The sequence below is a fragment of the Klebsiella sp. X1-16S-Nf21 genome (genome assembly GCF_002837615.1).
GTDB lineage: Bacteria > Pseudomonadota > Gammaproteobacteria > Enterobacterales > Enterobacteriaceae > Klebsiella > Klebsiella variicola.
The window spans coordinates 1-14,633 of sequence record NZ_PJDK01000014.1 but is presented as its reverse complement, the minus strand read 5'-3'; the positions used below and the strand labels follow the sequence as shown (position 1 = coordinate 14,633).

At 59.2% G+C, this 14,633-nt stretch carries 17 protein-coding genes; 9 read left to right on the top strand and 8 right to left on the bottom strand.

Translation table 11 applies throughout. The features are described 5' to 3' along the window. Nucleotide 1: 1 nt before the first annotated feature. The 5 genes from emrD to CW267_RS30445 all read right to left on the bottom strand — a co-directional run bounded on the left by emrD (nt 2) and on the right by CW267_RS30445 (nt 3,541). A complete protein-coding gene (emrD, locus tag CW267_RS08760; RefSeq protein WP_012540264.1) occupies nt 2–1,186 on the bottom strand; it encodes a multidrug efflux MFS transporter EmrD in 1,185 nt (394 codons plus the stop codon). Between the two features lie 175 nt (nt 1,187–1,361). Next, a complete protein-coding gene (locus CW267_RS08755; protein WP_012967016.1) occupies nt 1,362–2,195 on the bottom strand; it encodes a DMT family transporter in 834 nt (277 codons plus the stop codon). 69 nt (nt 2,196–2,264) lie between these two features. After that, nucleotides 2,265–2,711, bottom strand: coding sequence for a GNAT family N-acetyltransferase (locus tag CW267_RS08750; protein WP_012540266.1), 447 nt, complete (start codon nt 2,709–2,711; stop codon nt 2,265–2,267). A 90-nt stretch (nt 2,712–2,801) separates the two neighbouring features. Then, nucleotides 2,802–2,921 carry a type I toxin-antitoxin system toxin TisB gene (gene tisB, locus CW267_RS08745; RefSeq protein ID WP_004145059.1) on the bottom strand — a complete coding sequence of 40 codons (120 nt, stop codon included), beginning with the start codon at nt 2,919–2,921 and terminating at the stop codon, nt 2,802–2,804. Between the two features lie 452 nt (nt 2,922–3,373). Beyond that, nucleotides 3,374–3,541: a hypothetical protein gene (locus CW267_RS30445; protein WP_162493225.1), complete on the bottom strand. Its 168-nt coding sequence runs from the start codon at nt 3,539–3,541 to the stop codon at nt 3,374–3,376. A gap of 12 nt (nt 3,542–3,553) precedes the next feature. On the opposite strand from CW267_RS30445, the gene ivbL reads away from it, so the two are divergent. The 8 genes from ivbL to CW267_RS08705 all read left to right on the top strand — a co-directional run bounded on the left by ivbL (nt 3,554) and on the right by CW267_RS08705 (nt 11,447). Further along, entirely contained in the window at nt 3,554–3,649 is a 96-nt protein-coding gene (gene ivbL / locus CW267_RS08740; RefSeq protein WP_002923286.1) for an ilvB operon leader peptide IvbL, read from the top strand. 104 nt (nt 3,650–3,753) lie between these two features. After that, nucleotides 3,754–5,442 carry an acetolactate synthase large subunit gene (ilvB, locus tag CW267_RS08735; protein WP_012540267.1) on the top strand — a complete coding sequence of 563 codons (1,689 nt, stop codon included), beginning with the start codon at nt 3,754–3,756 and terminating at the stop codon, nt 5,440–5,442. Nucleotides 5,443–5,445: 3 nt separating this feature from the next. Further along, nucleotides 5,446–5,733: an acetolactate synthase small subunit gene (ilvN, locus tag CW267_RS08730; protein WP_002923283.1), complete on the top strand. Its 288-nt coding sequence runs from the start codon at nt 5,446–5,448 to the stop codon at nt 5,731–5,733. A gap of 152 nt (nt 5,734–5,885) precedes the next feature. Then, a complete protein-coding gene (gene uhpA, locus CW267_RS08725; protein WP_002923282.1) occupies nt 5,886–6,479 on the top strand; it encodes a transcriptional regulator UhpA in 594 nt (197 codons plus the stop codon). 17 nt (nt 6,480–6,496) lie between these two features. After that, a complete protein-coding gene (uhpB, locus tag CW267_RS08720) occupies nt 6,497–7,981 on the top strand; it encodes a signal transduction histidine-protein kinase/phosphatase UhpB (RefSeq protein WP_165787426.1) in 1,485 nt (494 codons plus the stop codon). 11 nt (nt 7,982–7,992) lie between these two features. Then, on the top strand, nt 7,993–9,321 hold the full coding sequence (locus tag CW267_RS08715; RefSeq protein WP_100781517.1) for an MFS transporter: 1,329 nt from the start codon (nt 7,993–7,995) through the stop codon (nt 9,319–9,321). Between the two features lie 145 nt (nt 9,322–9,466). Beyond that, the gene (uhpT, locus tag CW267_RS08710) at nt 9,467–10,858 is read left to right on the top strand and encodes a hexose-6-phosphate:phosphate antiporter (RefSeq protein WP_004202242.1); all 1,392 of its coding nucleotides are present in this window, start codon (nt 9,467–9,469) and stop codon (nt 10,856–10,858) included. A 136-nt stretch (nt 10,859–10,994) separates the two neighbouring features. Continuing rightward, nucleotides 10,995–11,447, top strand: coding sequence for a DUF1198 family protein (locus CW267_RS08705; protein ID WP_004901545.1), 453 nt, complete (start codon nt 10,995–10,997; stop codon nt 11,445–11,447). A gap of 90 nt (nt 11,448–11,537) precedes the next feature. Here CW267_RS08705 and CW267_RS08700 read toward each other — a convergent pair whose 3' ends face one another. Together CW267_RS08700 and CW267_RS08695 are read right to left on the bottom strand one after the other, a co-directional pair. Then, on the bottom strand, nt 11,538–11,861 hold the full coding sequence (locus CW267_RS08700) for a helix-turn-helix domain-containing protein (protein WP_071583287.1): 324 nt from the start codon (nt 11,859–11,861) through the stop codon (nt 11,538–11,540). Beyond that, nucleotides 11,845–12,204, bottom strand: a complete 360-nt coding sequence (locus CW267_RS08695) for a type II toxin-antitoxin system RelE/ParE family toxin (RefSeq protein ID WP_022065005.1) — start codon at nt 12,202–12,204, stop codon at nt 11,845–11,847. The genes CW267_RS08700 and CW267_RS08695 overlap by 17 nt, the downstream gene beginning before the upstream one ends. A 211-nt stretch (nt 12,205–12,415) precedes the next feature. Between CW267_RS08695 and nepI the strand changes: the two genes are divergently transcribed. After that, on the top strand, nt 12,416–13,609 hold the full coding sequence (gene nepI, locus CW267_RS08690; RefSeq protein ID WP_049138705.1) for a purine ribonucleoside efflux pump NepI: 1,194 nt from the start codon (nt 12,416–12,418) through the stop codon (nt 13,607–13,609). A gap of 164 nt (nt 13,610–13,773) precedes the next feature. Here nepI and CW267_RS08685 read toward each other — a convergent pair. Continuing rightward, nucleotides 13,774–14,633, bottom strand: an 860-nt coding sequence (locus tag CW267_RS08685) for a carbohydrate porin (RefSeq protein ID WP_165451084.1), incomplete at its 5' end; no start/stop codon positions are given.

Genomic DNA, 14,633 nt, shown 5'->3' with positions numbered 1-14,633 from the left:
CTTATACCGGCTGCTGATGGTGGGTGAAGCGCGAGGCCAGCGGCAGCCAGCACAGCAGAATCAACAGGCCCATCAGCATCATCAGCAGGCCGAGGCTGCCCTGACCGGTTTGCGGCATCATCGCCGACAGCCAGGCCAGCACGCCGGAGCCGATATTCTGCAAGCCGCCCACCAGGGCCCCGGCGGTACCGGCGAGAAACGGGAACGGCTCCATCGCGCCGCTGGTGGCCAGCGGGAATAACATCCCGGCGCCGAAGAAGAACAGCGCCGCCGGCACCAGCAGGGTCCAGACGGTCATGATGCCCAGCAGCCCAGGGATCCACATCATCAAACCTGCCAGCAGGCAGCAGATCACCGACTGCCACATCAGCGTCGGGAAACGCTTGTTCGGCCGGCCGGCAAACCACGCGCCGAAGAACGCCGCCGGGATCGGCAGAATAAACAGAATACTCACCGCCATGCTGCTCAGGCCGAGCACCGCGCCCATCAGCACCCCGGAACAGGCTTCGAACACCGCAATCCCGGCCAGGCCGCCGATCAGCATCAGCAGATAGCAGTTAAACGCCCCGGTACCGAACAGCGTTTTGTAGCTGGTCAGGAGTTTGGTGCGTGGCGCCCCTTCCGGGCGCGTTTCCGGCATCCACTTCGCCATGCTGAAGGTCACGCCCGCGCACAGCACCAGCAAGAAGGCGTAGCAGGCGCGCCAGCTCCACAGGGTGTCGAGGATGCCGCCGAGCAGCGGCGCAATCAGCGGGCTGACCAGAATACCCATATTTAACAGGCTATTGGCATGACGCAGCTGCGCGCCTTCGTACAGGTCGCGGGGCAGGGTGCGCGCCATCACGCCGCCGACCCCCGTACCCATCCCCTGCATGGCGCTGGCGGCGATCAGCACCGGCAGGCTATGGGTGGTAATAGCTACCAGCGTCGCCAGCATAAAAATCGACATCCCGACGAGGATCACCGGACGGCGGCCCACGCGGTCGGAGAGCGGGCCGTAGAACAGCTGTGAAATACCGTAGGTCAGCAGATAGGCCGCCATCACGCTTTGTACCGCCCCTTCGCGGACGTTCAGCGCGACCGCCATGTCGGCAATAGCCGGAATATAAATGGTCTGCGCCATCTGGCCGACGGCCACCAGCAGTACCAGCATCAACAACAAATTGAAGTTCTTATGCCGTTTCATGTCGATGAATACTTTGCGAGTAATTAGAAGTGAAGAATATGTGACTGGCACACCCCGTAAACGATGGAGGAATCTACCATATAAAAATGACAGAACAACTGCAAAGTACCGATTGCTGGGGGGAGTCGAGGCAGATTTTGTAAACAGGTTCGGCAACTAATGTTGCCATTTCAGGCTACGCCAGGCGCAGGAGGATCGCCCCGGCGGCAATCCCGCAGGCGGCCACGATGCGCAGCGGCATCAGTTGTTCTTTCAGAACGATAAAGGCGATCAGCGCGCCGAACAGAATGGAGGTTTCACGTAGCGCGGCGACCACCGCCAGCGGGGCCTGGGTCATCGCCCATAGTGCCAGGCCGTAGGAGCCCATGGTGCCGACACCGCCGAGGATGCCCTTTTTCCAGTGCTGACGTAAATAACGACTGGCCTCTCGCCGTCGCGCCACCATGGCCCAGCACAGCAGGCAGAAACCGTTCATAAAAAAGGTCCACAGGGTGTAGCCTAGCGCCGAGCCCGCCAGCCGGACGCCGGTGCCGTCCACCAGTGTATATCCCGCGATAAAGCAGGCGTTGATCAGCGCCAGCACGATGCCTTTGCGGGAGCTAACGCTGCCGTGAAAGGCCATCGCCAGAATCGCCAGGCAGATAACGCCGATGCCCAGCCAGGCCAGCGGCGACAGACGATCGCCTAGGAACAGCACGCTTATCGCCGCGACCAGCAGCGGCGCGGTGCCGCGCATCAGCGGGTAGGTCTGGCTCATATCCGACACCTGATAGGTCTTCGCCACCAGCACCGTATACACCACCTGTAACGCGCACGACGCCAGCAGATAGGGGGCGCTGGCAAGCGCGGGCTGCGGGGCAAAGGGCAGCATCACCAGGGCGATCAGCGCGGCCGAGCCGCTGACGCCGATCGCCGCGTACATTTTATCGCCGCTGGCTTTGACGATAGCGTTCCAGCTGGCGTGCAGCAGGGCGGCGAACAGCAAAATGCAGAATACGGTGAGGGTCATCGCAGACAGGTTCAACAGTGAAGGTCACCGGAATGTAACACGCGCCCGCGCTGCCTGCCAGCGGGGGGGTTAAAGCGAACAAAACAGGCGATGTGTCACCCGCGGTTCATCGTACACCGGGCGAAAACCAAGCCTTTCATAAAAGGGCCAGGCCTGCGCCGGGGCATGGGTGTTAAGAAAATCGAACCAGGCGCTGGAGTGGGTAATGACCGAGACCAGAAGCTGCTGGCCGATCCCCCGGCGACGGTAACGTTCGCTAATGTAGAGATGGCGAATGCGCCCGACCCGCGGCTGCGGACTGAAGGGATCGCTATTGATGCCGCATACCCCTACCAGCTGATGGTTGACGAAGGCGCCCAGCAGCGTTTCGCCCGGCGCGTTAAAGCGGTTTTTGCCGCTCTGCCAGTTTTCCGCCAGGCGGCGCAGCATGTTGAAATGCTGTTCAAGGCTTTCAGTGCGCAGCGCAACGAACCCCGGATCGTCCGGCGTTGTGGCGGCAATTAACAGGGGTGGCATAGTTTCCTCCATCAAGTCATCCCGGGACGCCCGGCGGGCGCCTGCAGGGGGGCGGTTTCCCGCCCCCCTCAGGTGCGACTTGAACCTGAATCAGCGGAACTGTTTCAGGACTGCATCAAGTAGTTGCAACACAGCAACCATGAGTTTCAGGATTAAAATAATAATATCCATTCCGCCCATACGCGCGTCTCCTGTGGTTAAGGAGCACAATAAGCTGACGTACCTTTCCGCTGCCCGTTGCCAGCTTATCCCTGTCTGTCGCCGGCGGCGTCTGCCCTGGCCGATAGTTCGTTCTTTCCATGAACGGCTTCCCGGCCCGCCGCCTGCAACGACAGGGGTGCGCAGCGCTGAACCACGCGTTGCCGCGCGGGCCAGTGACTGCACGTTGTTGACGTAACACAGTGTGCTCTCTCGGGGTTAAGGCACTGACGGCACCACCCGTTTCAGCCAGGACTTCGTTGCGCCGGTCAAACTTGCGGCCCCCGAATGGCACAAAGTGAACACACCCAGTATAGATAAATACTGTATGGATGAACAGTATTTTTTGGACAAATACGCCCCTCTCATCCATACTCTATGACAGAGAAAAACCGACCTTAAATTGCGCGAACTGCAGCGATCGCGTATACTTTTGGCGTTGACGTAATACAGTGTGCTTGCGGCTACCACCTGTAACCATGCTGATAAAAACCTCGCTCCGGCGGGGTTTTTTGTTTTCTGCCCTTTTGCGCCGAATTGTGATCTTTCGCGCAAATTATCGTGGATGAAAATAAATCCATTGTGAAATCGCAAAACCTGTGTTTGTATAAATTCAGCTTATTTTTCGACACAACAGGTCCCTAATGAACGCAACCCTGATCGCTTCGACCCTACTAAAAACCGCGCCAGCCGCGGTGGTCGTCGTGTCTGTGGTGGTCGTCGTCGGCAACGCGCCGTAGGGTCCGGAACAACACGAATTCCAAACCCCGCCGGCGCAAACCGAGCGGGGTTTTTTGTTGGCGAGCCCCCCGGTAAAGTCGGCCCAGAATAAAAGGACTGGAGCATGGCAAGTTCGGGCACCACATCAAACACAATGCGCTTTACCGGCGCGCAGCTGGTTGTTCATTTACTGGAACGCCAGGGCATCACTATGGTCAGCGGCATCCCGGGCGGTTCTATCCTGCCCATCTACGATGCCTTAAGCCAAAGCACGCAGATCCGCCACATCCTGGCGCGCCACGAGCAGGGCGCGGGTTTTATCGCTCAGGGGATGGCGCGAACCGAAGGCAAACCCGCAGTCTGTATGGCCTGTAGCGGCCCTGGCGCCACCAACCTGATTACGGCGATCGCCGATGCCCGCCTCGATTCAATCCCGCTGGTCTGCATCACCGGCCAGGTGCCGGCCTCCATGATCGGCACCGACGCTTTCCAGGAAGTGGACACCTACGGCATCTCTATCCCCATCACCAAGCATAACTACCTGGTGCGCGACATCGCCGAGCTGCCGCAGGTGATCAGCGACGCCTTCCGTATTGCCCAGTCCGGGCGTCCCGGGCCGGTGTGGATAGACATTCCTAAGGACGTACAGGCGGCGACCATTGAGCTGGAAACGTTGCCAGAGCCGGGCGAGCGCGCCCCGGCACCGGCCTTCACGCCTGAAAGCGTGCGTGAGGCGGCGGCAATGATTAACGCGGCGAAACGGCCGGTGCTCTATCTGGGCGGCGGGGTGATTAACGCGCCGCAGCCGATTCGGGACCTGGCGGAAAAAGCCAACCTGCCGACCACCATGACCTTGATGGCGCTGGGGATGCTGCCGAAGGCGCATCCGTTGTCGCTGGGGATGCTGGGCATGCATGGTGCGCGCAGCACCAACTTCATTTTGCAGGAAGCGGATTTACTGATTGTTTTAGGCGCCCGTTTTGATGACCGGGCGATTGGCAAGACCGAGCAGTTCTGCCCGAACGCGAAGATTATTCACGTCGATATCGACCGCTCTGAGCTTGGCAAAATTAAGCAACCGCACGTCGCGATTCAGGGCGATGTGGCGGAAGTCTTAGCCCAGCTGATCCCGCAGATTGAGGCGCAGCCGCGCGATGAGTGGCGCCAGCTGGTGGCCGATTTGCAGCGTGAATTCCCTTGCGCCATCCCGCAGGAAAGCGACCCGCTCTCCCATTACGGCCTGATTAACGCCGTGGCCGCCTGCGTTGACGATGAGGCGATCATCACCACCGATGTGGGTCAGCATCAGATGTGGACAGCGCAGGCCTACCCGCTCAACCGTCCGCGCCAGTGGCTGACTTCCGGCGGCCTCGGCACCATGGGCTTCGGCCTGCCGGCGGCCATCGGCGCGGCGCTGGCGAATCCGCAGCGCAAGGTTATCTGCTTCTCCGGCGACGGCAGCCTGATGATGAATATTCAGGAGATGGCCACCGCCGCCGAAAATCAGCTGGATGTCAAAATTATCCTGCTGAACAACGAAGCGCTGGGGCTGGTGCACCAGCAGCAGAGCCTGTTCTATCAGCAGGGCGTGTTCGCCGCCACCTATCCGGGGATGATTAACTTTATGCAGATTGCCGCCGGTTTTGGCCTGCAAACCTGTGATTTAAATAACGAAGCCGATCCGCAGGCGGCGCTGCAGGCGATTATCGACCGCCCAGGTCCGGCGTTGATCCACGTGCGTATCGACGCGCAGCAGAAAGTGTATCCGATGGTACCGCCGGGTGCGGCCAATACTGAAATGGTGGGGGAATAAGCCATGCAAAAACAATGTGATAACGTCATTCTGGAACTCACCGTCCGCAACCATCCCGGCGTCATGACCCACGTTTGCGGGCTATTTGCCCGTCGGGCGTTTAACGTCGAAGGCATTCTCTGTCTGCCAATTCAGGGCAGCGAACACAGCCGTATCTGGCTGCTGGTGAATGATGACCAGCGATTGGGGCAGATGATTAGCCAGATTGAAAAGCTGGAAGATGTCACCAAAGTGGCGCGCAACCAGTCCGATCCCACCATGTTTAACAAAATTGCGGTGTTCTTCGAGTAAATCGCGCAAGGCTTGAACGGTAAGGTGCTTATGGTTAAGGTAAGCGCCTTTGCCGGATGGCGCTGCGCTTATCCGGCCTACAGGGAGTGGATCCGTAGGCCGGATAAGGCGTTTACGCCGCCATCCGGCGCTTTCAGGCACCAGGAAACACCATGACTACCATCGCCCTTATTGACGATCATTTGATTGTCCGCTCCGGCTTTGCTCAGCTGCTGGGGCTGGAAGCTGATTTTCAGGTTGTCGCTGAATTTGGTAGCGGCCGCGAGGCGCTGACGGGGCTACCGGGGCGCGGCGTACAGGTCTGTATCTGCGATATCTCCATGCCGGATATTTCCGGGCTGGAGCTGCTCAGCCAGCTGCCGAAGGGGATGGCGACCATCATGCTGTCGGTACACGACAGCCCGGCGCTGATCGAGCAGGCGCTGAACGCCGGCGCGCGCGGCTTCCTGTCGAAACGCTGCAGCCCGGATGAACTGATTGCCGCGGTCCGCACGGTGGCGGCGGGTGGTTGCTATCTCACGCCGGATATCGCCATGAAGCTGGCCGCCGGGCGCCAGGATCCGCTCACCAAACGCGAACGCCAGGTGGCGGAAAAGCTGGCGCAGGGCATGGCGGTGAAAGAGATTGCCGCCGAGCTCGGCCTGTCGCCGAAAACCGTTCACGTTCACCGCGCCAACCTGCTGGAAAAACTGGGCGTCAGCAACGACGTTGAGCTGGCGCGCCGCATGTTCGATAGCTGGCAATGAAGGCTGTCGTCTCACGATTGCTGTCGGTCATCGGCTGCGCCTTTATCTTCGCGGCCGCCTGGTTCTGCCTGTGGAGCATCAGTCTGCATCTGGTGGAACGCGCGGATTTAGCGGTGTTGCTGTTTCCCTTTGGCCTGCGTTTAGGGCTGATGCTGCAATGCCCGCGTGGCTACTGGCCGGTGCTGCTGGGCGCCGAGTGGCTGCTTATCTTCTGGCTGGCGCAGGAGGTGGCGCTGGCGCACCCGATAATTTTGATGACCGGAAGTCTGATGACTCTGCTGCCGGTGGCATTGATTTCACGCTATCGCCAGCAGCGAGACTGGCTGACATTGTTGCGCCAGGGCGGGGCGCTGATCGCCGCCTCGCTGCTGCAATCGCTGCCGTGGCTGGCGCAAGAAGGCAGTGAGGGACTGACCGCGCTGTTGTTGACGTTGACCGGCGGTCTGACGCTGGCGCCGACCTGCCTGGTTATCTGGCACTATCTTACCAGTACCGTCTGGAGGCCACTGGGGCCCGCGCTGGTCTCGCAGCCGATTAACTGGCGCGGTCGGCATCTGATCTGGTACCTGCTGTTATTCACCATTAGCCTGTGGCTGCAGCTTGGGCTGCCCGCCGAGCTCTCCCGCTTTACCCCATTTTGCCTCGCGCTGCCGATTATTGCCCTCGCCTGGCACTACGGCTGGCAGGGGGCGCTGATCGCCACCCTGATGAACGCGATTGCGCTGATTGCCAGCCAGACCTGGCACGATCACCCGGTCGATCTATTGCTTTCGCTGCTGGCGCAGAGCCTCACCGGGCTGCTGCTGGGGGCGGGGATCCAGCGATTGCGCGAGCTTAACCTGTCGCTACAGAACGAGCTGGCGCGAAATCGGCGGCTGGCGGAACGTCTGCTGGAGACCGAAGAGAGCGTGCGGCGCGACGTGGCGCGCGAGCTCCATGATGATATTGGCCAGACTATCACGGCAATTCGCACCCAGGCGGGGATCGTGCAACGGCTGGCGCCGAATAACGCCAGCGTGCGCCAGAGCGGCCAGCTGATAGAACAGCTGTCGCTGGGAGTTTACGACTCGGTGCGTAGACTGCTAGGCCGTCTGCGTCCGCGTCAGCTCGACGACCTGCCGCTGGAGCAGGCAGTACGTTCGTTGATGCGCGAGATGGAGCTGGAGGACCGCGGCATTGTCAGCCATCTCGACTGGCGGATTAACGAGGCGGGACTGAGCGAGAACCAGCGTGTGACGCTGTTTCGCGTTTGCCAGGAGGGGCTGAATAATATCGTCAAGCACGCCAGCGCCAGCGCTGTTACCCTGCAGGGCTGGCAGCAGGATGAGCGACTAATGCTGGTGCTGGAAGATGACGGTTGCGGCCTGCCGCCGGGGTCGAATCTGCAGGGGTTCGGCCTGACCGGCATGCGCGAACGTGTGACCGCGCTGGGCGGTACGTTAACTATCTCCTGCACACACGGTACCCGCGTGTGCGTCAATCTACCGCTGCGTTACGCCTGAGAGGAGCGCCGATGTTTGCCTTTTTAAAAGCGCCGCCGGACGCCGCGCCAGTTAGCGATAAACGCGAGCTGGACGAGCGTTATCGTTACTGGCGTCGACATATTCTGCTCACTATCTGGCTTGGCTACGCGCTGTTTTATTTCACCCGCAAAAGCTTTAATGCCGCGGTGCCTGAAATTCTTGCCAGCAATGTGCTGACTCGTAGCGATATTGGCCTGCTGGCCACGCTGTTCTATATCACGTACGGGCTGTCGAAATTTTTCTCCGGTATCGTTAGCGACCGCTCCGACGCCCGCTATTTTATGGGCCTGGGGCTTATCGCTACCGGGGTGGTGAATATTCTGTTCGGTTTTTCCACCTCGCTGTGGGCTTTTGCGCTGCTGTGGGCGTTGAATGCCTTCTTCCAGGGCTGGGGCTCTCCGGTCTGCGCCCGGCTGCTGACGGCCTGGTATTCGCGGACCGAACGCGGCGGCTGGTGGGCGCTATGGAATACCGCGCATAACGTCGGCGGCGCGCTGATCCCGATGGTGGTGGGGGCGGCGGCGCTGCACTACGGCTGGCGTGCAGGGATGACGATTGCCGGCTGTCTGGCGATCTTCGCCGGGCTGTATCTGTGCTGGCGGCTGCGCGATCGCCCGCAGGCGGTGGGGTTACCCGCCGTGGGCGACTGGCGTCACGATGCGCTGGAAATCGCCCAGCAGCAGGAGGGGGCCGGGCTGACGCGCAAAGCGATCCTGACCCGCTACGTGCTGGCCAATCCCTATATCTGGCTGCTGTCGCTGTGCTATGTGCTGGTGTACGTGGTGCGGGCGGCGATTAACGACTGGGGTAATCTGTATATGTCGGAGACGCTCGGCGTCGATCTGGTGACCGCTAACTCGGCGGTGACCATGTTTGAGCTGGGCGGTTTTATCGGCGCGCTGGTGGCGGGCTGGGGCTCGGATAAGCTGTTTAACGGCAACCGTGGGCCGATGAATCTGATTTTCGCCGCCGGAATTTTGTTGTCGGTTGGCGGGCTGTGGCTGATGCCGTTTGCCAGCTACGTCATGCAGGCGGCTTGCTTCTTCACCACCGGGTTCTTCGTCTTCGGCCCGCAGATGCTGATCGGCATGGCGGCGGCGGAATGTTCGCATAAAGAAGCCGCCGGGGCGGCGACCGGGTTTGTCGGCCTGTTCGCTTATCTTGGCGCCTCGCTTTCCGGCTGGCCGCTGGCGCAGGTGATGGATATCTGGCACTGGACCGGATTCTTCGTGGTGATTGCGATTGCCGCCGGCATTTCCGCGCTGCTGCTGCTGCCGTTTTTAAACGCGCAGGCGCCGCGTACCGCCAGCGAAGCGTGATGTAGCTCACCCTTTGGCCGCGAACGGGGCAAAACTAAGAAATTTTCCCGGTTTCACCTGGACGCCGTCTCAGGCCAGACGGCGCGCTGGTTTTTACAATGCCTGGTTATGACGCAGGCATAAAAAATCAGCTCAGGAGATACCCATGCTGGCCTTTCTGAATCAGGTGCGCAAGCCGACGCTGGATCTGCCGCTCGATGTGCGGCGCAAAATGTGGTTCAAACCTTTCATGCAGTCCTATCTGGTGGTCTTCATTGGCTACCTGACCATGTACCTGATCCGCAAGAACTTTAACATCGCGCAGAATGACATGATCTCCACCTATGGGTTGAGCATGACGCAGCTGGGGATGATTGGCCTGGGCTTCTCCATCACCTACGGCGTGGGCAAGACGCTCGTGTCTTATTATGCCGACGGTAAAAACACCAAGCAGTTCCTGCCGTTTATGCTGATCCTCTCCGCCATCTGTATGCTGGGCTTTAGCGCCAGCATGGGCGCGGGCTCCACCAGCTTGTTCCTGATGATCGCCTTCTATGCGCTGAGCGGCTTCTTCCAGAGCACCGGCGGCTCGTGCAGCTATTCCACCATCACCAAGTGGACGCCCAGACGCAAACGCGGCACCTTCCTCGGCTTCTGGAATATCTCCCACAACCTCGGCGGCGCGGGCGCGGCGGGCGTGGCGCTGTTTGGCGCCAACTATCTGTTCGACGGCCATGTGATCGGCATGTTTATCTTCCCGTCGATTATTGCGCTGATCGTCGGCTTTATTGGCCTGCGCTACGGTAGCGACTCGCCGGAATCCTATGGCCTCGGCACGGCGGAAGAGCTGTTTGGTGAAGCGATCAGCGAAGAGGACAAAGAGACCGAAGAAAATGCGATGACCAAGTGGCAGATCTTTGTTGAGTACGTGCTGAAAAACAAAGTGATCTGGCTGCTGTGCTTCTCCAACATCTTCCTCTACGTGGTGCGTATCGGTATCGATCAGTGGTCCACCGTGTACGCCTTCCAGGAGCTGAAGCTGTCTAAAGAGGTGGCGATTCAGGGCTTTACCCTGTTTGAGGTCGGCGCGCTGGTCGGCACGCTGCTGTGGGGCTGGTTGTCGGATCTGGCCAACGGCCGCCGCGCGCTGGTGGCTTGCATCGCGCTGGCGCTGATTATCGCCACCCTCGGGGTTTACCAACATGCCAGCAACCAGTACGTCTATCTGGCCTCGTTGTTTGCGCTGGGCTTCCTGGTGTTTGGTCCGCAGCTGTTGATCGGCGTCGCCGCTGTCGGCTTTGTGCCGAAAAAAGCGATCGGCGCCGCCGATGGGATCAAGGGCACTTTCGCCTATCTGATTGGCGATAGCTTCGCCAAGCTGGGTCTCGGGATGATCGCCGACGGCACGCCGGTCTTCGGCCTGACCGGCTGGGCCGGCACCTTTGCGGCGCTGGACGCCGCCGCCATCGGCTGTATCTGCCTGATGGCCATCGTGGCTATCTTCGAAGAGCGTAAAATTCGCCGCGAGAAAAAGAACCGTATTTTGCAGACTGCCTGATTCAACAGGTATTTGGTAACCTTGCCCGGCCAGTGCGCCGGGCTTTTTTATTTCTTGCGTAATATGCCAGGTCCGACAGTCGACAGCAGGCAAATTCCCATTATGATAGTCAGGCCGCGATTGGATGAGAGGATGCATGATCTGGATAGGACTGGCCACCCTGGTAGTGGTATTTGTTGTGGGATTTCGGGTGCTTACCTCTGATTCACGCCGCGCGATCCGCCGCCTGAGCGAACGCCTGGGCATTACGCCTGTTCCGCTGGAATCAATGATCGATCAGCTGGGAAAAACCGCCGGTAATGAGTATTTGCGCTACCTGGAGCGGCCGAATGAAGCGCATCTGCAGAACGCCGCGCAGGTGCTGCTCATCTGGCAGGTCGCGATTGTCGACGCCAGCGAAAAAAACCTGCATTACTGGTATCGCCTGATGCAAAAAGCGCGTTTAGCGGCGCCAATTACCGACGCGCAGATCCGCCTGGCGCAAGGTTTTCTGCGCGAGCTGGACCCGGATGTGAGCGATTTGCATAACCTACAGCAGCGCTATAACGACCTGTTTCTCCCGGAAGACGGCGTGCACTGGCTGCACTGATCTCATTGTTATCCGGCCTGTGGTTCAAAACCATATCTCCCTTACGTTCCTTGTAGGCCGGATAAGCGTAAGCGCCATCCGGCAGAATAACTACAGTAGGATTTTCAGGCCGTGTTTTTGTACGACGCTAAGCAATTTTAATGACATTCCGCTCGGTTGTTTAGCGCCAGTCTCCCATTTTTGCACGGTAGACACACTGGTATTCAGATAACGAGCGAACACGGGTTGGCTAACATTGAGTTGTTCACGTAGCGCTTTAATTTCAATGGGTTGAAGTGCGGCTACGCTACCGAGACATGATTCATCAAAATGGCGCATTGTTTCCTGTGGGATTGCGCCAACGCTGAATAGCCCCGACGCAGCGCTATGGATCGCTTCGAAAGCCGGGCTTTTGTATTTATTTTTTGCTGTCATCGCAAATCTCCACCAATTCTTTACTTTTAACTAAGGCCGTCGTTTTCTCTTCAGAGAGATTGGCATAGTGTTTTGCTAACTCACGAAACCCCATTAATTCGCGATGGTTGATATTGGCCATATCCTGTTTGGCATATAGAAAGGTATAAAACCAATACCCTGCGCTTTTGGTAAGGATGATTGCGCGATCGCGATTCTTGTTGAGTCGCTTTTTATAAACCCCCCCTCCTAAATCAACCACCTTGCCCTGAAGCGCAGATTGAATTGCCTGATAGAGCTCGTTGTCGGAAATGCCATGAGAGCTAGCCTCTCTGGCAAACCATTTGGTTTTAAAGATACGCATTGCTGACATCCTGTCGTTAAAAGTATAGCACATGGTGCTATATTAAATTCTCCTGAGATTTGTAAAAGCGATAGCAAGCATCGTTTTTTTAAACATGCGAACAGCGACGCATCCTCTTATGAAAAGCGATGAGAGTTGTGAAAACGTTAAATTCGTCACAAACAAAATGTTACACTGCGCGGCTTTCAGCCACTTTCTTCGCAGGTCACTCATGAGTCATTCAAATGAAGCCAAACCCCATGCACGCGAGCTGGCGCGACCAAACTGGTCGGCGGTTTTCGCGGTTGCTTTCTGCGTTGCCTGCCTGATTACCGTCGAATTTCTACCGGTCAGTCTGCTGACGCCGATGGCGCTGGATTTAGGCATCTCCGAAGGGATGGCCGGGCAGTCGGTGACGACGACGGCATTCGTAGCGATGTTCTCCAGCCTGTTTATCACCTCCATCATTGGCAAAACCGATCGCCGCTACGTGGTGATCCTGTTTTCGCTGCTGCTGACCCTTTCCTGCCTGCTGGTATCGTTTGCCGATAGCTTCACCCTGCTGCTGCTGGGACGAGCCTGTCTGGGCCTGGCGCTCGGCGGTTTCTGGGCGATGTCGGCCTCGCTGACCATGCGGCTGGTGCCGATGCGCGTGGTGCCGAAAGCGCTGTCGATTATCTTCGGCGCGGTATCAATCGCGCTGGTGATCGCCGCCCCATTGGGCAGTTTCCTTGGCGGGCTTATCGGCTGGCGCAACGTCTTTAACGGCGCGGCGGTGATGGGCGTGCTGTGTACGCTCTGGGTGCTGAAAGCGCTGCCGTCGCTGCCCGGTGAATCGGCTTCTCAGCAGCAAAATATGTTTGGTCTGCTGAAGCGTCCGGGGGTGATGGCCGGGATGTGCGCCATTTTCATGGCCTTTGCCGGGCAGTTCGCCTTCTTTACCTATATTCGCCCGGTTTACATGACCCTCGCCGGTTTTGACGTCGACGGCCTGACGCTGGTGCTGTTGAGCTTTGGTATCGCCAGCTTTATCGGCACCTCGCTCTCCTCGGTGCTTCTCAAGCGCTCGGTAAAAGCGGCGCTGGCGATCGCGCCGCTGGTGCTGACCGCCTGCGCGGTGGCGCTGGTGCTGTGGGGAGAAAGCAAAATCGTCGCCTCGACGGTGGCGATTATCTGGGGCTTCGCGTTTGCGCTGATCCCGGTGGGGTGGTCAACGTGGATCACCCGTTCGCTCTCCGATCAGGCGGAAAAAGCCGGGTCGATTCAGGTGGCGGTGATCCAGCTGGCCAACACCTGCGGCGCCGCGGTCGGCGGCGTGGCGCTCGACCACTTAGGGCTGCTGTCGCCGCTGGTGTTGTCAGGAATATTAATGCTGTTTACCGGGTTGCTGGTGGCGACCAAAGTGAAGGTGAATCCACCCGCTTAAGGCCGCTCGCCTTTTGCCAGCCGGCACTACCGCGGGTACGGCGCCTGACCGCCCGGCGGCGCTGCGCTTGCCGGGCCTACGGGTGGTATCCCGCAGGCCTCCTCAGTCGTAGCCCGGCTAAGCGTAGCGCCAGCCGGGAACGCTCCTTCGACAGCGCTATCGCATCAGAACCACGCCTCAAACATTCCACCGACGTTCAGTGAATCCAGCTGCTGGTCCTGGGTGCCGTTAACCTTCGCGGTATGCTCGTTGTCCACCTGACCGCCGGTCACGTAGAAGCGCAGCATCGGACGGAACTCCGGCCCCATGCCGATGGCGATGTTCTGCGACAGCGTCAGCTTCCAGCCGTGGTTATCCCCGCCCTGGTCGTAATCCACGCGCTGGTAGCCCGCTTCCAGCCAGGTGGAGTGCACGTCGTTCCAGAAGTACATCGGTCGTACGATGGCGCCGTAGTTTTTACGGTTGTCGGTGTTGTCCTTGCCGTTGTCGTAGTCATGGAAAGCCAGCAGGTATTCGATCTGCGCCTGCTGGGTGAACTTATGGCTGCCCTCGAAGCTGGCGTAGACCGTGGTCAGGTCGTCGGTTTTGTTGTAGACGCTGTTATCCGAGTTGTCGGAGTAGCGCAGGATCACCTTGTTCACCCCGCTGTCGTTGGTGTGGCTCAGCACCAGGCCGCCCTGCCAGGCTTCGAGGCGCGCGTCGCTGTCCACCGCCTTCGAGTCAAAGCCGTAGTTGGCGTACACCTCGACGTCGATCGGCCCGGCCTTGATGTTGTGGGTTTTGGTGGTCAGCGCGTAGTGGCCGTTGTCGCCGGTATCGGAGCTGCCGGTACAGGTGATACGCGACGGGTTGGTCTCGTCGGCCATCACTTCCGGACTACAGGATTTCACCTGCGAGACCGTCGCCACGTCGAACTGCACGCCGCCGATATCAAAGTTCTTCACCCCGGCGCCCTGGCCGTCGTGGTTCATCCAGAAGTAGTCGTTGATCCCCTGTTGCGGACGCTGGTGGAAGTCGCGGCCGG